Below are 19720 nucleotides of genomic sequence, written 5' to 3' on the forward strand. Positions count from 1 at the left end.
CCTCGTCCCGCTCCCGCTCGTCTCGCTCGTCTCGCTCTCGTTGATGCACAGAGAGGTGCACGCATGTCGACCATCTCCACCCGGCGCCCCGCCGGCCGGACCGGTGTCGGCCGTCCCACCGTGGGCCGCGGCCCCGGCGGCGGCCCGGCTCGGCCCCGCAACTCACTCACCCACCCGCCCCGGACCGGCGCGGTGCTCGTCGCGCCGGCGATCCTGTTCGTCGCCGTATTCGTGCTCGCGCCGCTCGTGTTCGCGCTGTACATCTCGTTCACGAACTGGCCGCTGATCGGGTCGTACCGGTTCATCGGGTTGCAGAACTACCTGACGCTGTTCCAGGACCCGACGTTCGTGCACGCGATCCTGTACACGCTGCTCTACACGGCGATCGTGACCCTGCCGATCCTGGCGCTCGGGTACTTCCTCGCCGTGCTCGTCCGGGCCCGCCGCCGTGGCAGCACCGTGCTGCGGACGGTGTTCTTCCTGCCCTACGTGGTCGGGCTGACGACGCTGTCGTTCATGCTCGTGCTCGAGGCGCAGCCGAACTCGGGCGCCGTGAACCTGGTGCTCCGCTGGCTCGGGATCACCGACGGCAGCACCGCGTGGCTCGTGAACGGCCCGCTGGCGACGGTGCTCATCTGCGTGCTCGTGGTCTGGGCGGTGTCCGGGCTGACGATGGTGCTGCTCATGTCGGCGATGCAGGGCGTCCCCGACGAGGTCTACGAGTCCGCGCAGCTCGAGGGCGCGTCGTGGTGGCAGACCGAGCGGCTCATCACCATCCCGATGATCCGCTCGACCATCGCGCTGAGCGTCATCATCTCGGTCATCGGGTCGCTGCTGGCCTTCAACCAGTTCTACATCCTGACCCAGGGCGGGCCGGGGACCGAGACCACGACCATCGTCAACGCGATCTACAACCGCGGGTTCGTGAACCTGCAGCTCGGGGCCGCGACCGCCCAGTCGATCGCTCTGGTCGTGGTGATCGCCGCCGTCACGGTGGTCCAGTTCTGGGCACTGCGAGAGAAGGACTGACGCCATGAGCACCACGACCTCCCGTGCCGCCCTCGGGGCGCCGGACCTGTCCACGCGCACCCTGACCACCACCGGCGACGGGCGTCGTCGCCGCCACCAGCAGGGCAGCGTCCAGCACCCGCGCGACACCGCGGTCAAGCGCACCCTCTACGCGATCGCCGGCGTCGGGTCCGCGCTGGTGTTCGGCGTCCCGCTGCTCTGGTCGATCCTGCGGGCGTTCCAGTCCGAGGCCGTCATCACCCAGGCACCCGACCCGGCGACGTTCTTCCAGCTCGGGTGGCAGAACTTCGCCGCCGTGTTCTCGTCGTCGTCACACCTGCTGACCGGTGTCGTCAACTCGCTCGTCGTGTCGATCGCCACGGCGGTGCTCACCGCGGTGATCGCGACGATGGCCGGGTACGGGTTCGCGCGCTTCCGGTTCCGCGGGTCCGGTGTCGTGTTCGGGCTGGTACTGCTGACGATGATGGTGCCGTTCCAGGCCATCCTGACGCCGCTGTACCTCGAGCTGAACGCGATGAAGCTCACGAACTCGCTGCTCGGGCTCGTGCTCTTCTACACGACGGTGAACCTGCCGTTCGGGGTGTTCGTGATGCGGAACGCCTTCCAGTCGATCCCGACCGAGCTCGAGGACTCGGCCTTCGTCGACGGGGCCTCGCGCTTCCGGGTGGTCGTCTCCGTGCTCCGTCCGCTGCTCCTGCCTGGGGCGGCGACCGCGGCGCTCTACGCGTTCCTGGCGTCGTGGACGGAGTTCCTCGGAGCCCTGACGTTCCTGACGAAGGACTCGCTGTACACGCTGCCGGTGGCGCTGCTCAACCTGCAGACCGGGGCGTACGGGCAGGTGTCCTACGGCAACCTCGTCGCCGGGTCGGTCGTGGCGATGATCCCGTGCATCGCGCTCTACGTCGGACTGCAGCGGTTCTACGTCGCCGGGTTGTCGTCGGGCGCGTTGAAGGGCTGACGACCGGGCCGGCGAGACCGGTCGGACGAGCAGCAGGGGCGGGCACCGGTCGGTGTCCGCCCCCGCTGCGTGCGCTCACGTGCTGCGCCGGACCACCAGCTCGGGCTGCAACAGGGCGTCGTCGTGCTGACCGCCCTCGAGCAGCGCCCGCGCCGAGGCGAGCACCCGCTCCCCCATCGCCTGGAAGTCCTGGCGGACGGTCGTCAGCGGCGGGGTGAAGTGCGCCGCCTCCGGCACGTCGTCGAAGCCGATCACCGCGACGTCGTCCGGCACCCGCAGTCCTTCTTCGGCGAAGGCGTGCAGGACGCCGAGCGCCATCTGGTCGTTCCCGGCGAACACCGCGTCGACCGCGGCGACGTCCATCGCCCGGCCGGCCGCGAAGCCACTCGCCGGGGTCCAGTCGCCCTCGAACACGACCGGGGTCAGGCCACGGGCACGCATGGTCCGGTCGTAGGTCGCACGACGCACCTCGGCCTCCTGCGAGACGGTCGGTCCGGCGATGTGCACGATCCGGCGGTGCCCCAGGGCGAACAGGTGCTCCAGCGCCAGGGTCGCACCCGCGGCCTGGTCGATGGCGACCGCGGAGATCGTCGCTCCACCGCTGCCCGGCACGACCAGGTCGGTCGGCAGGGCGTCGCGCTGGACGGCGTTCGCGACGACGACGGGCACCGTCACCGGCAGCGTCAGCGACGCGAGGGCGTCGAGCACCCGGTTGTCGGCGGCGACGAGGACGACCGCGGCGACGTCCTGCGCCAGCAGGGTCGACAGCGCTTCGGAGAGGTCAGCGGGCTTCGGGTCGTCCGGCAGGGTCGAGAGGAGCACGTGGTACCCGGCTGTCCGGGCGGCGCGTTCGAAGCCGATCGCGGTGCTCGACGGTCCGTAGAGCGCATCGCCCGCGCTGACCAGTCCGAGAGCCCGGCTGCGGCCGCCGGCGAGGGCCCGGGCCGCTGCCCGGGGTCGGTAGCCGAGGGCGGTGACGGCGTCGGTGACCTTGGTCCGGAACTGCTCCCGGACGGTCGGGTCCCCGTTGATCACGCGGGAGACGGTCTGGTGGGAGACGCCGGCCCGTTCGGCGACGTCGAAGATCGTCGGGGCCTTGCGTCCCCTGCCGTTCGGCGTCGCGGTCGTCGTCATCCGGTCACCGTACCGCGACACCAGTTCGGGGACACGACATCCCGATCCGGTCTCGACGAGTTGACACCGCTCGGCGGAGACCACATGATGTGAGCGCTCACTTGGAGCATCACATCCCCAGCGGGACACAGCAGCCCCGCACCTGAACGCGTCGATGTCGACGCGAGAGGAACAGAGGTACTTCGATGAAGAAGCGCAGGATCGTCGCGGGCGTCGCAGCCCTCGGCCTCGCTCTCTCCCTGGCCGCTTGCTCCGCCGGCGGTGGTCGTTCCGCGACCGGCGACGGTGGCAGCAGCACCGACAACAAGGGCGCCCTCGTCGGCGTCGCGATGCCCACGAAGGTGTCGGAGCGCTGGATCAAGGACGGCAACGCCGTCAAGAGCGACCTCGAGAAGAAGGGCTACAAGGTCGACCTCGAGTACGCAGACAACAAGATCCCGCAGCAGGTCCAGCAGGTCAGCAACATGATCACGAAGGGCGCGAAGGTCCTCATCGTCGCGTCCATCGACGGTGGTTCGCTGTCCGACCAGCTCGACGACGCCGCCAAGGCCGGCATCAAGGTGATCTCCTACGACCGCCTGCTCACCGGCTCGAAGAACGTCGACTACTACGTCTCGTTCGACAACGAGAAGGTCGGCGTCGACCAGGCCACCTCGCTCCTCACCGGGCTGGGTGTGCTCGACGCGGACGGCAAGAAGACCGGCAAGAAGGGTCCGTTCAACATCGAGGTGTTCGCCGGCTCGCCCGACGACAACAACGCCACGTTCTTCTTCAACGGCGCGATGAAGACCCTCAAGCCGTACATCGAGGACGGCACGATCAAGATCGGCTCCGGCCAGGACGGCTTCACGCAGGCCGCCACGCAGCAGTGGGACCCGGCGACCGCCAAGGCCCGCATGCAGAACCTGATCGCCAAGTCCTACTCGGGCGGCACCGTGCTGAACGGCGTGCTCTCCCCCTACGACGGCATGTCGATCGGCATCATCTCGGCACTGCAGGGCGCCGGCTACGGCACCAGCAGCCGTCCACTCCCGACCATCACGGGTCAGGACGCCGAAGCCGCGTCGGTCAAGTCGATCATCAACGACCAGCAGTACTCGACCATCTACAAGGACACGCGCAAGCTGGCGACCCAGTCCGTGACGATGGCTGACGACCTGCTGACGGGCAAGAAGCCCGAGGTCAACGACACCAAGAGCTACGACAACAAGGTCAAGGTCGTCCCGACCTACCTGTTCCAGCCGACGGTCGTCACGAAGGACAACTACAAGAAGGTCCTCGTCGACTCCGGTTACTACAAGGAATCCGACCTCCAGTAGGTCGCACCCCTCTGACGGACCGGAGGCGCGGCGCGGTCCCGCACCGCGCCTCCGGTCTGTCCTCCCCCTATTTCTTCGAGCGCGCACCAGCGCGCGGAACGGAAGGCGGTCGACGTGGCGGACACCATCCTCGAGATGCGCGACATCACCAAGACGTTCCCCGGTGTGAAGGCGCTGCAGGGCGTCTCCATCGAGGTCGAACGCGGCCAGGTCCACGCGATCTGCGGCGAGAACGGCGCCGGCAAGTCGACGCTGATGAAGGTGCTGTCGGGCGTCTACCCGGCCGGCACGTTCGACGGCGAGATCCTCTTCGAGGGCCAGCAGGTCCGGTTCTCGAACATCAACGACTCCGAGGAAGCCGGCGTCGTCATCATCCACCAGGAGCTCGCCCTGAGCCCGTTCCTGTCGATCGCCGAGAACATCTTCCTCGGCAACGAGCGGTCCAAGGGCGGCTTCATCGACTGGAACAAGACGAACCTCGCCGCGGCCGAACTGCTCAAGCGGGTCGGTCTCAAGGACAACCCGATCACCAAGATCGTGGACATCGGTGTCGGCAAGCAGCAGCTCGTCGAGATCGCGAAGGCGCTGTCGAAGAAGGTGAAGCTCCTCATCCTCGACGAGCCGACCGCCGCTCTCAACGACGACGACTCCGCGCACCTGCTCGAGCTGATCAAGTCGCTGCAGGCCGAGGGCATGACGGCGATCATCATCAGCCACAAGCTGAACGAGATCAAGGCGATCGCGGACAAGGTCACGATCATCCGCGACGGGCAGACGATCGAGACGCTCGACATGCACGCCGACGAGATCTCCGAGGACCGCATCATCCGCGGCATGGTGGGTCGCGACCTGTCCAGCCGCTACCCGGAGCACGAGTCGAACGTGGGCGAAGAGCTCCTCCGCATCGAGGACTGGAACGTCCACCACCCGCTCGACGCCTCGCGCCAGATCATCCACGACGCGAACCTCATGGTCCGCGCCGGTGAGATCGTCGGCATCGCCGGGCTGATGGGCGCCGGACGCACCGAACTCGCGATGAGCGTCTTCGGGCACTCGTACGGCACCGGCATCAGCGGCACCGTCTACAAGCGCGGCGTCCCGATCAAGACGAACACCGTGTCGGCGGCGATCGACAACGGCATCGCCTACGCCACCGAGGACCGCAAGCGCTACGGCCTCAACCTGATCGACGACATCAAGCGCAACGTGTCGGGTTCAGCCCTCGGCAAGCTCGCCAACTGGGGCTTCGTCAACAGCTCCGAGGAGACCACCGTCGCACGTGGCTTCCTCAAGAACATGAACATCAAGGCCCCGACGGTGAACGCCGTCACGGGCAAGCTCTCGGGCGGCAACCAGCAGAAGGTCGTCCTGTCGAAGTGGATGTACGCCGACCCGGACGTGCTGATCCTCGACGAGCCCACCCGCGGCATCGACGTCGGCGCGAAGTACGAGATCTACACGATCATCAACGCGCTCGCCGACCAGGGGAAGGGGATCATCGTGATCTCCTCCGAACTCCCCGAACTGCTCGGCATCTGTGACCGCATCTACACGCTCTCCGAGGGTCGCATCACGGCGGACGTCCCCCGCTCCGAGGCGACGCCCGAGACCCTCATGCAGTACATGACCCAGGAACGGGAGACCCCAGTCAATGAACGCGCTTAAGTCCGCCGCCAGCTACCTCACCGGGCAGCTCCGTCAGATCGGCCTGTTCATCGCGCTGATCGTCATCGTGATCTTCTTCCAGGCGACGACCGGCGGGATCACCCTCGCGCCGATCAACGTCTCGAACCTGGTGGTGCAGAACAGCTACATCCTCATCCTCGCCATCGGCATGGTGATGGTCATCATCGCCGGCCACATCGACCTGTCCGTCGGGTCCGTCGTCGCCTTCACCGGTGCGATGGCCGGCGTCATGATCACCCAGTGGCACATCCCGTGGCCGATCGCGGTCGTCCTCTGCCTGGTGATCGGCGGCCTGGTCGGCGCCTGGCAGGGCTTCTGGATCGCCTACTTCGGGATCCCGGCGTTCATCGTGACGCTCGCGGGCATGCTCGCGTTCCGCGGTGCCGCGCAGATCGCCCTGCACACCCAGCAGATCTCGCCGTTCCCGGACGGCTTCCGCTCGCTGGGCTCGGGCTTCCTGCCGGCCTTCGGCACGTCGGGCTACGAGCCGCTCACGATGGTCCTCGGCGTGGTCGCCTCGGCGATCCTGGTCATCACGGCGTTCCGCGGTCGTGCCATCCGTCGCAAGTACCAGCTCGAGGACGAGCCGTTCGCCTGGTTCATCACCAAGCTCGTCTTCACCGTCGCGCTCGTCATGTTCGTCGCGGTGCTGCTCGCCAGCTACAACGGCACCCCGATCGTCCTGGTCATCCTGGGTGTGCTGGTGATCGTCTACTCGATGGTCATGCGCAGCTCGGTGTTCGGTCGGCACATCTACGCGATCGGCGGCAATGCGCTCGCCGCGCAGCTGTCCGGCGTCAAGACCAAGCGCGTCACGTTCCTGCTCTTCGTGAACATGGGCGTCATCGCAGCCATCGCCGGCGTGGTCTTCACCGGTCAGCTCAACCTCGCCTCGCCGAGCGCAGGCAACGGGTTCGAGCTCGACGCCATCGCGGCCGTCTTCATCGGTGGCGCTGCCGTCACCGGTGGCATCGGTACCGTGCCGGGCGCGATCGTCGGTGGTCTGATCATCGGCATCCTGAACAACGGCATGTCGATCCTCGGTGTCGGCACCGAGTACCAGCAGCTCATCAAGGGCCTGGTGCTCCTCGCCGCCGTCGCGTTCGACGTCTTCAACAAGCGTCGCGCGGCCAGCAGCCGCAAGTAGCAGTACCGCAGCCGAGACTCGGGCTGAGCGACAGGACGCGCATCATCTGATGCGCGGAACGTCGCTCAGCCCGAGTCTCGTTTGCGTCTCCAGTCAGCGGGTCAGGACGGCCCAGCCGGCGGCCGGGAGGCGCACGGTCCCGTCGCGCAGGTCGCCCGCGCCCGCCTCCACCCGCGTCGCGTCGGCGGCGGGCAGCACCACCGGATCAGGCGAGAGGTTCAGGGCGGTGACCACGGCCTCCCGGTCGGTGGCGGTGCGGAGGACGAGGGCCGTGTTGTCCAGGTGCACCACGTCGGTGTGGGCGCGGTGCAGCCACGGGTGCCGGCGGCGGAGCGCGACGAGCGCCTGGTGGGCGTGCAGGACCGCAGCGGCCGTGCCGCTGACCTGCGGCGGGCCGGGCGGGAAGGTCGGGCGGACCGCGTCGTCGCCGCCCTCGCGGTCCTCCTTCACACCGGTCCAGGCGAACTCGTCGCCGGCGTAGACCGACGGGGTGCCGGCGACCGTGAACAGCACCGCGATGGCGTGGCCGACGAAGCCCTCCCCCACCGCCGAGGCGATCCGCGTGACGTCGTGGTTGCCGACGAAGGTGGTCGGGGCGAAGGTGGCGAGCAGTTCGTCGTGGCGCTCGATCGCGTGCGCGAGCTCGTAGCAGTTGCGGTCCGCGATGCCGTGCCAGATGCCCTGCCACAGTTCGTACTGGGTGGTGGAGTCCATCGTCGACTCGCGGACGATGCTCGCGGTGTCGCCGTGGATGACCTCGCCCGAGAACCAGGCGTCCGGGAACCGTTCGCGGACGCGGGGCAGCACCGTCGCCCAGAACGCCGGCGGCACCGCGTAGGCCGCGTCCAGCCGCCAGCCGTCGATGCCGCGTTCGAGCCAGTGCGTCATGATCTGGACAACCAGGTCCTCCGTTGCGGGCGAGGCGTGGTCGAGCGCCACCAGGATGTCGTGCCCCTCGAACGAACCGACGGGGACCGGCTGCCCGGCCTGCCACCCGGACCAGTCGACGGCGAAGAGCGGTGCGGTCTCGGCATCGGGTCCGTGCTCGGCGAGGGCCCGGAAGCCAGGGTGCTCGCGGCCGACGTGGTTGAAGACGCCGTCGAGCAGGACCCGGATGCCCCGGTCGTGCGCGGCGGTGACGAGTCGGTCGAAGTCGTCGTCGTCGCCCAGCCGCGGGTCGATCCGGAAGTGGTCGACCGTGTCGTAGCCGTGCGTCGAGCTGGCGAAGACCGGACCGAGCAGCAGGCCGTTGAGGCCGAGGTCGACGACGTGGTCGAGCCACCCCTCCAGATGTCCGAGGCGGTGCTCCACGGGGCGGTCGGTGCCGCTGTCCGCGCCGCTGTCGGTGCTGCTGTCGGTGCTGCTGCTCGGGCGGATCTCCGCTCCGACGAAGCCGAGCGGGTAGACGTGCCACCACATCACGTGCTCGACCCAGGCGGGCTCGGGAGTGCGGTCGACGTCGTGGTCCATCCCTGCATGCTGCCAGCCGGGCCTGGCCGGAACCGCGGATCGGGGTACCACCAGCCTGGAAGCGCGTCGGTGGCGAGGACGATCATGGGCGCATGGGACGAGCCATCCGCACCGAGGACGACGCACGCCGACTCGACGCGGCACATGCCGAGCGCACCTGCGCCTCGTGCGGCCGCCGGATGCCGGACTCGGCGAGCCCGGACGCGAAGTGGTGCTCCGACGCCTGCCGTCGGCACAAGCTCGACGACACCGACCGGACCCTCGAGCGCACCATCGACGAGCTGCTCGACGCCCGTGCCGCGACCTCGAGCATCTGCCCCTCCGACGCCGCCCGTGCGATCGGCGGTGACGACTGGCGGGACCTGATGGAACCCGCCCGCCGCGCCGCCCGACGCATGGTCGCCCGCGGCGAGGTCGAGATCACCCAGGGCGGGAACGTCATCGACCCGTCCACCGCCAAGGGGCCGATCCGCATCCGCCGTCCGCGCTGAACGACCATCCTGCGCACAGCGTCAGCGCCGTCGGGGTACACCACCCTCGGCCCCGGCCGTGAGCGGCGGGATCGGACGGATTACCGTCAGCAGCACGCGCCGGGGACCCTCGGCGGATCCCCGCAGGAAGGAACACCATGTCGCTCGCAGACAAGGCCAAGGACGCCACCCAGAAGATCGTCGGCAAGGCCGAAGAGGCCGTCGGCAAGCACACCGACGACGCCGAGCTCACCGCCCAGGGTCACAAGGACCAGGGCATGGGCGAGGCTCGTATGGAGACCGAGAAGGCCAAGGACGCCGTCGACGGCAAGTGACCGCCGGCACCACCACGTGACGCCCGTACCGCTCGCGGTGCGGGCGTTCGTCGTTCCCGGGCTTGTCCACCGACTTGGTCAGCGAGTCGTGTCGGTCTTCTGCCGCATCGTGACGACCAGGCGCTCCTCGTCGCGCCGCATCCGGACTGCACACGCGTCCATCGCGCGTGTCCGAGGCGGCATCAGACGAGTGAACGGATGTCGGAGCCGTAGACGGTGTGCGCGTCGGCTCGCCACGAGCCCACGAGCGGGTCACCCTCGGCGGCGAACCGCTCCAGGTCAGCACGCGTCACGTCGAAGACCTGACACTCGTTGCCCGTCCAGCGCTGCACGAGATCACCGAGGCGAACGACCACGTCGACGTCCGTCTCCGCCGCGAACACCACGAGCAGGTCGACGTCAGACTCGTCGGTGGCCGTGCCCCGGGCGAGCGATCCGAAGAGCGAGACCGACAGCACGTCGGCTTCGGCAGCAGCGATGAAGTCGTGGATGCGCCGCTCGAGCTCCGCACGAGCCCCGAGCACGAGCTCGACCGCCGGCCACAGCAGGTGCTCCCGGTTGACCTGGTAGGCGGAGTGCTGCAGACCACGCTCGACGTGCACCAAGCCGGAGTGCTCGAGTTTGTCGAGAGCCCGCTTGATCCCCGTGTGCTGGGCGGCGCCGGCGACGCGAGCCACCTGCCGCCCGGTCATGGCGGTGTCGGTCCGGGCGAGGACGCGGAGGGCGTCGGCCTGCGTGGGGCCGACGAGGGTGGCGAGTGGAGCGGCGCGTTGCATCCCGCGAGTGTACCGCTGATCGGTACATGTGTACACGGATTGTGTACACCGTCAGAAGGCGTACCGGATCCGGCAGGACGGCAGGTTCTCGGCGACGAGCTGCCGGAAGCGTTCGATGTGCCGCGCCTTCATCGCCGCGCGGTACCGGATGTTGACCGCACCGTTCTGGGACAGCTTCTGCTCCTGCAACTCCGGACGCCAGAGCAGGTCCTCGGCCTTCGGGTGCCAGCCCAGGTTCACCTCGTGCAGCTGCTCGTTGTGGGTGAGGAAGATCACCTCGGCCGCCAGCTGGGCCTTCGCTGCGGGCGACAGGACGTCGTCGACCTCCCGCAGCATCGCGGCCCAGTCGGCTTCCCACGTCGGGGTGAGGATCACGGGCGAGAAGTTCAGGTGGACCTCGTACCCGGCATCGACGAAGTCGTTGACGGCAGCGATCCGTTCGGCGATCGGCGAGGTGCGGATGTCCGTCACCTTCGCGGTCTCGTGGGGCATGAGCGAGAACCGGATCCGGGTGCGTCCCATCGGGTCCCAGTCGAGCAGGTCCCGGTTGACGTACTTCGTCGCGAACGAGGCCTTCGCGGTCGGGGTCATCCGGAACAGGTCGCAGAGGTCGCGGACGTTGTCGCTGAGCATCGCGTCGACCGAGCAGTCGCTGTTCTCGCCGATGTCGAACACCCACGCGTCGGGATCGCACTGGTTCGGTTCGGTCTTCGGACCCTGCTTGTGGATGTTCCGGGCCAGGTGCTTCGTGATCTGCTCGATGTTCGCGAAGACGGTGATCGGGTTGCTGTAGCCCTTGCGTCGGGGGACGTAGCAGTACGCGCACGCCATCGCGCAGCCGTTCGCGGTCGAGGGCGCGATGAAGTCGGCGGACCGACCGTTGGGCCGGGTGACGATCGACTTCTTCACGCCGAGCACGAGCGCCTCGGTCTTGATCCGGACCCACCGCGCGACGTTGCGCTCGTCGCCGTGCACCTCGGGGATCTGCCAGTGCGACGCGACCGGGACGATCTCGGCCTCCGGCCACCGCCCGACGATCTCCTGGCCCCGCGGGAGTTCGAGGGCGGCGTCCTCGGCGTAGATGCGTGTGACGTCGAGCAGCGGGCGCGCGCGGGAGTCGGTCATCGCAGTCCGTTGTACCCGCCACCACCGACAGCTCGGACGTCGCTCGGGCAGACTCGGGGCATGACCGCTGGCGTGGAGGACGACCACTTCTTCGTCGTGAACGGACGACGGTGGCGGCGGACGGACCCGACACTCCCCGAAGACGTCGCTGCTCGGCTCCGGTCCCACCTCGGCCGCGGGCGGAACGGGGTGAAGCTGGCGAACCGGGCCGGGGACGAGGACGCCGTCGCGCGGGCCCGACACCGGAACGGCCTCGCCAAGCACGGGCTCGGCGAGCGGGGGCCCGAGTGGTGGACCCGGCCCGAGCCCGAGCGGCTGACCCAGGCAGAACAGGCCCTCGCGGAGCTCGACCGGCTCGACGAGTCGCCGTGACCGACGACGAGGTCATCCGTGCCCCCGCGTGGGAGCGGGGTGCGAACACCGCCGCACTCGGTCCCCTGCAGATCGTGGTCGGCGCTGTCCTCATCGCGGTCGCCTTCGTCCAGGAAACGTCGGCTCGCGTGTTCATCGTGGCCATCGGCGTTTTCATGGTGGGCTTCGGCGCGTGGACGACCGCTCGTGCTCGGCGGGTCGCGGTCCGCTTGGGCGACCAGGAGCTGCGCTACGACGGGTACGTCCTGAGCTGGTCGGTGCCGCGCGCGCAGATCACGACCGTGCTCGACGACGGGTGCGTCGAATGGGTGGACGAGACCGGGCACCAGCGCCGCCGACAGATCGGGCTCCTGACGAAGGCCTACGAGGACGACGGCACGAAGTTCGCGCCGTACTGGATCTGGCGCCGGGAGGGCCTCCTCCGCGTCCGGGAATGGGCCGGTGCCCGGGCGTTCTGACGCAGTACCCGTCAGCCGAAGTCGCACGTTCTGCCGCCCGGTGCCCGACGAGCCGGCAGGTCGTGCGACTTCGGCGACCAGGCGACGGCGCGTCGTGCAACGTCGGCGACCGGGCGACGGCGCGTCGTGCGACCTCGGCGCCCCGGGCGGCAGCCGACAGCGCACCGCGCCCGCCGCTCACCCGTCCGATGGACGCGGCTCCGGCGATTCCCCACCTTCCGGATGAGGTGCGAGCGATCCTCGCCGCCGTAGGCTCGTCGCGGCGAGGACGCCGAGGACCGAGGGGGACCATGAACGACATCACGCACACGGGCGCACTGGTGGGGCTGCGCACCGGCACGACGACGGCCGAGGGACCGGCCGGCGCCCGGGTCGGCGTGCTGCTCGAACTCTGCTCCGAGGACGCCGCGGGCGTCCGCCGACCGTGGGAGCTCCTGGTGACGCCGGCCCAGGCCGCCGCACTCGTCGAAGCCGAGCGGACCGAGCCCGGGGTGCTCGTCCGCTTCGCCGGTGAGCGTCTCGGCGACCGCGGCGGTGTCCCGGTGGTGCGGGTCCGCCGGATCGCGGTGCTCGTGCCGGAGCCGACCTGCTGACGACGAGCGAGCGACCACCACACGACGAACGGCCCCGGACATCCCGGGGCCGTTCGTCGTGCGAGCGGTTCAGACCGCTCAGCCCTCGGTGTGCCCGAGTGACGGTTCGACGCACAGGCACACGGTGCGTGCCGCCGAGGCGTGCACCTCGAACACGACGACCTCGTTCCGACCCGCCCGGAGCACCGGCCCCGGCACGGCCAGCGTGTGCTGTGGCCCACGCGACCAGTACCGGCCCAGGCAGAAGCCGTTGACCCAGGCGACGCCCTTCCGGAACCCGTCGAGCGCCAGGTAGCGGTCGAGGTCCGCGCCGCGCTCCGGCAGCTCGAACGAGCCCATCGCGAACACCGGACCGGCGAGGGTCTCCCCCGTCGACCCAGTCGACACAGCCGACACAGCCGACACAGCCGACACACTCGCCACACTCGACACCGGTGCGGTCCGCAGCATGTCGAGCGCCGCCGCCGGCACCGGGTCGAGCGCCAGGGGCGACACGGTCCAGCGCGACAGCACGTCGCCGCCGATCCGGACGGCGCCGATCAGCCCCTTCGGCTCACCGATCCGGGGACCGTAGTCGACGCGGCCCTGGTCCTCGACGAGCAGTTCCAGGAGGCCCGTCACCGGTGGCAGCGCGATCGCACGGTCGTGGTGCTCCCGCTCCAGGACACCGACGGTCTGTCCGTCGACGCGGACGAGCACGCGGTCGCGGACCTCCTCGGCGACGGTCAGCACGCCACCGGTGGGCAGGTCGACCTCCGTCCGGTACAGGACGAACCCGGAGGCCGCGCCCAACTGGTCGAAGGTCGGTGGCGTCTCGTGGGTGGTCCAGCTGGTCATCGTCGGCAGCAGGTCGACGAGCGGCAGGACGTGGTCGAGGCGGACGGCGACGTCCGCGGCGGGGGTGGGACGTGCCTCCAGGCCGTCAGCCGACGAGGACGCGAGCCCGGCACCGGACGCGAGCCGACCGGACCCGCCGGGCTGCATCGACGCCGGCAGCTCCGGGACGGGCGCGTACCGGGCGATGACGTCTCGGAAGGCGTGGAACTTCTCGGTGGGGCGGCCGGCCTCGTCGAGCGGGGCGTCGTAGTCGTACGACGTCGCGATCGGCCGGTAGACGCCCTTGTCGTTCGCGCCGTTCGTGAAGCCGAAGTTCGTGCCGCCGTGGAACATGTAGACGTTGACCGAGCCGCCGGCGGCGAGCAGGTCGTCCAGGTCCGAGGCCGAGGCCGCGGCGGAGGTGGTGTGGTGGTGCTCGCCCCAGCTGTCGAACCAGCCGTCCCAGAACTCCGAGCACATCAGCGGCCCGGTCGGCTGCGCCTGCCGCAGCCGTGCGAGGCGCTCCGTGGAGCGGGACCCGAACGAACCGGTCTTGTGCAGCGACGGCAGCGAGCCGTCCTCGAGCATCGAGTCCATCGGCTGGTCGACGCTCGTGAAGGGGACGGTGAGCCCGATGTCGCGGTGCATCCGCTCGAGCTTCTCGAGGTACACCGGGTCGGAGCCGTAGGCGCCGTACTCGTTCTCGACCTGCACGAGCACGATCGGGCCACCGGCGTCGATCTGCCGGGGCACCAGGATCGGGGCGAGGGCGTCGAGGTAGCGGCCGACGGCGGCGAGGAACTGCGGTTCGTCGCGGCGGATGCCGACCGTGCCGTCGGTGAACAGCCAGAACGGCAACCCGCCGTTGGTCCACTCGGCGCAGATGTAGGGGCCGGGGCGGACGATGGCGTGCATCCCCTCGGCGGCGACCAGGTCCAGGAACCGGCCGAGGTCCAGCCCGCCGGTGAAGTCGAAGGTGCCGGGGGTGGCCTCGTGTGCGTTCCAGGCGACGTAGGTCTCGACGGTGTTCAGGCCCATGAGCTTGGCCTTGCGGATCCGGTCGGCCCACAGGTCGGGGTGGACGCGGAAGTAGTGGATCGCACCGGAGAGCACCCGGTGCGGCTGCCCGTCGAGCAGGAAGTCGGTGTCGCCGATGGCGAAGCGCATGTCGTTGCTTTCTGTGGGAGCACGTCGGTGCCGACGCGTCTCGTGGGAACGCGGCCGTGCGGAGAACCCGCACGGCCGCGTCGATGTGGTGGGACTACTTGGTCGAGACCGTGAAGCCCTGCTGCTTGCCGTACTTCGCCAGGGCGTCCTGCCAGGCCGACAGACCCGACTCGAGCGACGTGCCCTTCTCGTACGACTGCCCGACGGTGTCGGCGTAGACGCTGTTGGCGTACACCTGGTACGGCAGGTAGGTGAAGTCGTTGTCCGACGCCTTGGACGCGTCGACGAGCACCTTGTTGATCTGCTGGCCACCGAAGTAGTCCGGCTTCTCGTCGAGGAACGCGGACGACTCGAGGTCGGCGGTGGTCGACGGGAACCCGCCGGACTCCATGAAGACCTTGGTGGAGGCCTTCGACGAGTTCAGCCACTTGAGGAAGCCAGCGGCGAGGGCCGGGTTCTTCGACTGCTTCATGACGACCTCGGCGCTGCCGCCGTTGTTCGCGGTGGCCGCGGTCTGGCCGTCGTAGGTCGGCATCGGGGCGACGCGCCAGTCACCCTTGGCGTCGGCGACGCTGGCCTCGAGGTTGCCGGGCATCCAGGCGCCGGTGATCAGCGTGGCGATCTGGCCGTTGCCGAGCTGCTTGTACCAGTCGTCGGTCCAGCCGACGGTCTTCGCCAGCAGACCCTGCTCGACGAGCTCGTTCCAGGTCTTGGTCCACTTCTTCGTGCCGGCGTCCTGCAGGTTGATGGTCACCTTGTCACCGTCGGTGGTGAACGGGGTGCCGCCGGCCTGGGCGATCATGCTGGTGGTGAAGCCCGCGTCGCCGGAGTCGGCGGCCAGGTACTTCTCGGGGTCCGCTTCGTGCAGCTTCTTGGCGGCTGCGACGTACTCGTCCCAGGTCTTCGGCACGGCGATGTCGTACTGGTTGAAGACCTTCTCGTTGTAGAACATGGCCATGGGGCCGGAGTCCTGCGGCAGGCCGTAGACCTTGCCGTCCATCGAGACCGACTTCCAGGTGCTCGCGGCGAACTTGCTCTTCAGGTCGCCGAAGCCGTAGTCGGACAGGTTGAGCAGCGACTCGGACAGGGCGAACTGCGGCAGCGCGTAGTACTCGACCTGGGCGACGTCGGGAGCGCCCGAGCCGGCCTTCACGGTGTTCTGCAGCTTGGTGTACTGGTCGGCGCCGGTGCCGGCGTTGACGAGCTTGACCTTCACCTTGGGGTAGGCCTTCTCGAACGCGGCGACCTGGTCCTTCGCGGAGGGGGTCCACGACCAGTAGGTCAGCGTGCCGCCCTGGTCGAGGGCCTTGTCGATGTCGGAGGCCGAGCCGCCGGAGCCGGAGCCGCCGGACGCGCAGGCGGCGAGGGCCATCGCGGCGGTGACGCCGATGGCGAGGGCGCTGAGCCCGCGCCGGAGACGCTTCTGCATGGTGGTGCCTTTCACTTCATCGTGAAGAAGGTGCTTCTTCGTGGAGGGACTGCTGGTTGCTGGTGGTGGGACTGGTCGGTGCGGTCCGTTGCGGGGCCGCTCCGTGCCTCCCGGCCGGGGTCCGGTGCTGCTGACCGGGGCCGGAGGGCGGGATCAGGCCTTGACGGAGCCGGCCGCGAGGCCGGACTGCCAGAAGCGCTGGAGGAAGAGGAACGCGACCACGATCGGGATGATCGTGAGGAGCGAGCCGGTGACGACGAGGTTGTAGATCGGCTGCGCACCGGAGCCGGTGGCCTGCGCGTTCCACTGGTTCAGGCCGACGGTCAGCGGGTACCACTTCGGGTCGCTCAGCATGATGAGCGGCAGGAAGTAGTTGTTCCAGGTGGCGACGACCGCGAACAGCAGGACCGTGACGACACCGGGCGCCAGGAGCTTCAGCGCGATGGTGAAGAAGATCCGGAACTCGCCGGCGCCGTCCATGCGGGCGGCCTCGATGAGTTCGGTGGGGATCGCCTCGACCGCGTAGGTCCAGATGAGGTACATGCCGAACGGGCTGATCAGGGACGGCAGGATGATCGACCACGGGGTGTTCGTCAGGCCGACCTGCGAGAAGAGCAGGAACGTCGGGACCGCCAGAGCGGTGCCGGGAACGGCGATCGCACCGAGGACGATGGCGAACACGGCGCGGCGGCCGGGGAACTGGAACTTCGCCATGCCGTAGCCGGCGACGGTCGCGAGCAGCGTCGCGCCACCCGCACCGACGACGACGTAGAGCAGCGTGTTGCCGAGCCACTGGACGAAGATGCCGTCGTTGTAGGTCAGCGTGTCGACGATGTTCTGCCAGAGGTTGAACTTCCCGCCGAACCAGAGGCCGAACGTCGACAGCAGCGACGACTGCGTCTTCGTGCTGTTGACCAGCAGGTAGAAGAGCGGTGCGAACGAGTAGACGACGAAGACGACCATGACCGCGGTCAGGAGACCGGAGCGCTTCACCTTGCGTCCGTCGACGGGCTTGGCCGCCTTCCGGGAGGCGCGGGTGCGGCGGTCGCGCGGGTCACCCTGCGTCGTGGTCGCCTCGGTGACGGTGAGGGGGGCGGGACCCTGCAGGGTGCTCATCGGTTCTCCTGTCGGGTGCCGCGGACCTGCACGACGTAGGCGATGACGGCGGTGATGACGCCCATCACGATCGCGACGGTGGCGGAGTAGTTGAACTGCTGGCCGCTGAAGGACAGCGAGTAGGCGTACATGTTCGGCGTGAAGGCACTGCCGATGACGTTCGGGGCGAGGGTCTTCAGCAGGTTCGGCTCGTTGAAGAGCTGGAAGCTGCCGATGATCGAGAAGATCGTGGCGATGACCATCGGGCCGCGGAGGGCCGGGAGCTTGATCGAGAAGACGGTGCGCATCGGGCCGGCGCCGTCGAGCTCGGCTGCTTCGTACAGGTCACCCGGCACGGTGCGGAGGGCGGCGTAGAAGATCAGCATGTTGTAGCCGAGGAACTCCCACGTGACCACGTTGCCGATGCTCGTCAGGACCCAGCTCGGGCTGAACGGCTGGAGCAGGTCGATGCCCATGGCGTCGTTCGCGGCTCCGGTCAGGCCGAACTGGTTGCCGTAGATGAAGCCCCAGATCAGGGCGGCGACGACACCGGGGACCGCGTAGGGCAGGAACACCGCGATGCGGAAGAACCCGGTGCCCCAGAGGCGGGCGCTGTCGAGGGCCAGGGCGGCGACGAGGGCCAGGCCGAGCATGATCGGCACCTGGACGACCAGGAAGATCGCGACGCGGCCGAAGCCGGACCAGAACTTGGCGTCCTGGAAGAGCTGCACGTAGTTGGCGAACCAGACGAACTGGTTGCCACCGATGAGCTGGTCGCGGAACAGGCTGAGCCAGAGCGCGTACCCGATCGGCACGATGAGCATCAGCACGAGGACGGCGACGAACGGGCCGACGAACAGCCAGCCGGTCATGCGACCCCGCGGCTTCCCACGGCGACGCGGTGCGGGCGTGGTGCCCGTGCGTCGCGGCGCGGCCTCGGGGCTCCGCGCGGTGAGCGTGCTCATGTGACTCCTTCGTCGTGTTCCGGGCTGACGTCGACGGGACTCTCAGCGCTGGTGGTCGTGCTGCGACCGGCGCTGATGTTGACGTCAACATCGAACGGTGGTGACCATAGCATGGCAACGTCAACATGCGCTAGCGTCAGCAGGAGTGGCCGCGCACCGACGCCGGTCCACCGGCCGCGAACCGGTGCCCTGCCCCGGCTGCGCACCCGTCCCGGCCCCACATCGTCCGCATGGAAGGGGGCGTGTGACCATCTCGACGACCACCGACGCCACCGCAGTCCCCCGCCGCGCGCCGTCGCTCGCTGCCGTGGCCGACGCCGCCGGGGTCTCGATGCAGACCGTCTCCCGCGTGGCCCGCGGGTTCGACAACGTCAGCCCCGAGACCCGCACCCGCGTCCAGCAGGCGATGGCCGACCTCGGCTACCGGCCGAACCGCGCCGCCCGGGCGCTGCGCTCCGGACGCTTCCGCACCATCGGCGTGATCATGTTCACGCTCGCCTCGTACGGCAACATGCGCACGCTCGAGGCGATCGCCGACGCAGCGGGGGTCGCCGACTTCACCATCACGCTGCTGCCGATGGCCTCCCGCACCGAGGAGGGCGTCCGGTCCGCGTTCTCCCGCCTGCACGAACAGGCCGTCGACGGTGTCGTCATCATCATCGAGTCGCACGTCATCGACACCGCCGAGGTCGAACTGCCCGACGGCGTCCCGATGGTCGTCGTCGACTCCACCGGCACCACCGAGCACCCGGCGATCGACACCGACCAGGCCGACGGCGCCCGCCTGGCGACCCAGCACCTGCTCGACCTCGGTCACGACACCGTCTGGCACGTGGCCGGACCGGCGTCCTCGTACTCGGCGGCCCGGCGGCAGGCAGCCTGGAGCGCGACCCTCACCGCCGCCGGACGCCCGGTCCCGCCGGTGCTCGGCGGCGAGTGGAGCACCGAGTCCGGCTACCAGGCCGGCCTCGAGATCGCCCGGCGCCCCGAGATCACCGCGGTGTTCGCCGCGAACGACCAGACCGCGCTCGGTGTCCTCCGCGCCTGCCACGAACTCGGTCGCGCCGTGCCGTCCTCGCTCAGTGTCGTGGGCTTCGACGACTCCCCCGAGTCCGACTCGTTCTGGCCGCCGCTGACCACGGTGCACCAGTCCTTCGACGAGGTCGGGCGCCGCGCGGTCGCCACTCTCCTGACGCAGATCGAGGGCGGTGCCGCCACGGCGGCGACGGACCTCGTGCCGGTGCGGCTCGTCGTGCGCGCGAGCACGGCGGCGCCGCCGGCGCGGTAGCGGCGGGCGGGGGCGGCGCGGCTGCGCTGCGCTGCGCGAGATTCGCGCTGAGCGACAGGCCGCGGGGCGGGTGCCACGAGCGGTGCCG

Annotated in this window: 19 protein-coding genes; 11 read left to right on the top strand and 8 right to left on the bottom strand. The window is 69.3% G+C overall.

Features of this window, described 5'->3' with window-relative positions; genetic code table 11:
* Positions 1-63 precede the first annotated feature (63 nt).
* Positions 64-1029, top strand: a complete 966-nt coding sequence (locus QL987_RS09205) for a sugar ABC transporter permease (protein ID WP_221852307.1) — start codon at positions 64-66, stop codon at positions 1027-1029.
* Positions 1030-1033: 4 nt separating this feature from the next.
* Positions 1034-1987: a carbohydrate ABC transporter permease gene (locus tag QL987_RS09210; RefSeq protein WP_290157332.1), complete on the top strand. Its 954-nt coding sequence runs from the start codon at positions 1034-1036 to the stop codon at positions 1985-1987.
* A gap of 75 nt (positions 1988-2062) precedes the next feature.
* Here QL987_RS09210 and QL987_RS09215 read toward each other — a convergent pair whose 3' ends face one another.
* Positions 2063-3121, bottom strand: a complete 1059-nt coding sequence (locus QL987_RS09215; protein ID WP_290157333.1) for a substrate-binding domain-containing protein — start codon at positions 3119-3121, stop codon at positions 2063-2065.
* A gap of 185 nt (positions 3122-3306) precedes the next feature.
* On the opposite strand from QL987_RS09215, the gene chvE reads away from it, so the two are divergent.
* The 3 genes from chvE (at position 3307) to mmsB (ending at position 7273) form a co-directional block, all read left to right on the top strand.
* Positions 3307-4440: a multiple monosaccharide ABC transporter substrate-binding protein gene (gene chvE, locus QL987_RS09220; RefSeq protein WP_290157334.1), complete on the top strand. Its 1134-nt coding sequence runs from the start codon at positions 3307-3309 to the stop codon at positions 4438-4440.
* A gap of 114 nt (positions 4441-4554) precedes the next feature.
* On the top strand, positions 4555-6105 hold the full coding sequence (gene mmsA / locus QL987_RS09225) for a multiple monosaccharide ABC transporter ATP-binding protein (protein ID WP_290157335.1): 1551 nt from the start codon (positions 4555-4557) through the stop codon (positions 6103-6105).
* On the top strand, positions 6092-7273 hold the full coding sequence (gene mmsB, locus QL987_RS09230) for a multiple monosaccharide ABC transporter permease (protein WP_290157336.1): 1182 nt from the start codon (positions 6092-6094) through the stop codon (positions 7271-7273). The genes mmsA and mmsB overlap by 14 nt, the downstream gene beginning before the upstream one ends.
* Positions 7274-7366: 93 nt before the next feature.
* On the opposite strand, the gene QL987_RS09235 is transcribed toward mmsB, so the two are convergent.
* On the bottom strand, positions 7367-8743 hold the full coding sequence (locus tag QL987_RS09235; protein WP_290157337.1) for an alpha-amylase family glycosyl hydrolase: 1377 nt from the start codon (positions 8741-8743) through the stop codon (positions 7367-7369).
* 92 nt (positions 8744-8835) lie between these two features.
* Here QL987_RS09235 and QL987_RS09240 point away from each other — a divergent pair, with 92 nt between their 5' ends.
* Together QL987_RS09240 and QL987_RS09245 are read left to right on the top strand one after the other, a co-directional pair.
* On the top strand, positions 8836-9234 hold the full coding sequence (locus QL987_RS09240) for a DUF3253 domain-containing protein (RefSeq protein ID WP_221852294.1): 399 nt from the start codon (positions 8836-8838) through the stop codon (positions 9232-9234).
* Between the two features lie 137 nt (positions 9235-9371).
* Complete coding sequence (locus tag QL987_RS09245) at positions 9372-9548, top strand: CsbD family protein (RefSeq protein ID WP_221852292.1); 177 nt, start codon at positions 9372-9374, stop codon at positions 9546-9548.
* 182 nt (positions 9549-9730) lie between these two features.
* On the opposite strand, the gene QL987_RS09250 is transcribed toward QL987_RS09245, so the two are convergent.
* Together QL987_RS09250 and QL987_RS09255 are read right to left on the bottom strand one after the other, a co-directional pair.
* Entirely contained in the window at positions 9731-10324 is a 594-nt protein-coding gene (locus QL987_RS09250; RefSeq protein ID WP_290157338.1) for a nucleotidyltransferase domain-containing protein, read from the bottom strand.
* 51 nt (positions 10325-10375) lie between these two features.
* Complete coding sequence (locus QL987_RS09255; protein WP_290157339.1) at positions 10376-11449, bottom strand: spore photoproduct lyase family protein; 1074 nt, start codon at positions 11447-11449, stop codon at positions 10376-10378.
* A 60-nt stretch (positions 11450-11509) separates the two neighbouring features.
* On the opposite strand from QL987_RS09255, the gene QL987_RS09260 reads away from it, so the two are divergent.
* From QL987_RS09260 to QL987_RS09270, 3 genes are all read left to right on the top strand, one after another.
* A complete protein-coding gene (locus QL987_RS09260) occupies positions 11510-11821 on the top strand; it encodes a biopolymer transporter Tol (protein WP_290157340.1) in 312 nt (103 codons plus the stop codon).
* Positions 11818-12279: a hypothetical protein gene (locus tag QL987_RS09265; protein ID WP_290157341.1), complete on the top strand. Its 462-nt coding sequence runs from the start codon at positions 11818-11820 to the stop codon at positions 12277-12279. Before QL987_RS09260 ends, QL987_RS09265 begins: the two co-directional genes overlap by 4 nt.
* A 290-nt stretch (positions 12280-12569) precedes the next feature.
* Positions 12570-12872: a hypothetical protein gene (locus QL987_RS09270; protein ID WP_111074778.1), complete on the top strand. Its 303-nt coding sequence runs from the start codon at positions 12570-12572 to the stop codon at positions 12870-12872.
* Between the two features lie 78 nt (positions 12873-12950).
* Here QL987_RS09270 and QL987_RS09275 read toward each other — a convergent pair whose 3' ends face one another.
* From QL987_RS09275 to QL987_RS09290, 4 genes are all read right to left on the bottom strand, one after another.
* Positions 12951-14855, bottom strand: coding sequence for a beta-galactosidase family protein (locus QL987_RS09275; protein ID WP_290157342.1), 1905 nt, complete (start codon positions 14853-14855; stop codon positions 12951-12953).
* 94 nt (positions 14856-14949) lie between these two features.
* Positions 14950-16284, bottom strand: a complete 1335-nt coding sequence (locus tag QL987_RS09280; protein WP_221852282.1) for a sugar ABC transporter substrate-binding protein — start codon at positions 16282-16284, stop codon at positions 14950-14952.
* A 153-nt stretch (positions 16285-16437) separates the two neighbouring features.
* Positions 16438-17400 carry a carbohydrate ABC transporter permease gene (locus QL987_RS09285; protein ID WP_111074781.1) on the bottom strand — a complete coding sequence of 321 codons (963 nt, stop codon included), beginning with the start codon at positions 17398-17400 and terminating at the stop codon, positions 16438-16440.
* Positions 17397-18344 carry a sugar ABC transporter permease gene (locus QL987_RS09290; protein WP_111074782.1) on the bottom strand — a complete coding sequence of 316 codons (948 nt, stop codon included), beginning with the start codon at positions 18342-18344 and terminating at the stop codon, positions 17397-17399. Before QL987_RS09290 ends, QL987_RS09285 begins: the two co-directional genes overlap by 4 nt.
* A gap of 244 nt (positions 18345-18588) precedes the next feature.
* Between QL987_RS09290 and QL987_RS09295 the strand changes: the two genes are divergently transcribed.
* Positions 18589-19632 (top strand): LacI family DNA-binding transcriptional regulator, encoded by a 1044-nt coding sequence (locus tag QL987_RS09295; protein WP_290157343.1) that lies wholly within the window; start codon positions 18589-18591, stop codon positions 19630-19632.
* Positions 19633-19720 lie beyond the last annotated feature (88 nt).

Origin of the sequence: Curtobacterium sp. APC 4022 (assembly GCF_030407555.1) — a bacterium.
Classification (GTDB): domain Bacteria; phylum Actinomycetota; class Actinomycetes; order Actinomycetales; family Microbacteriaceae; genus Curtobacterium.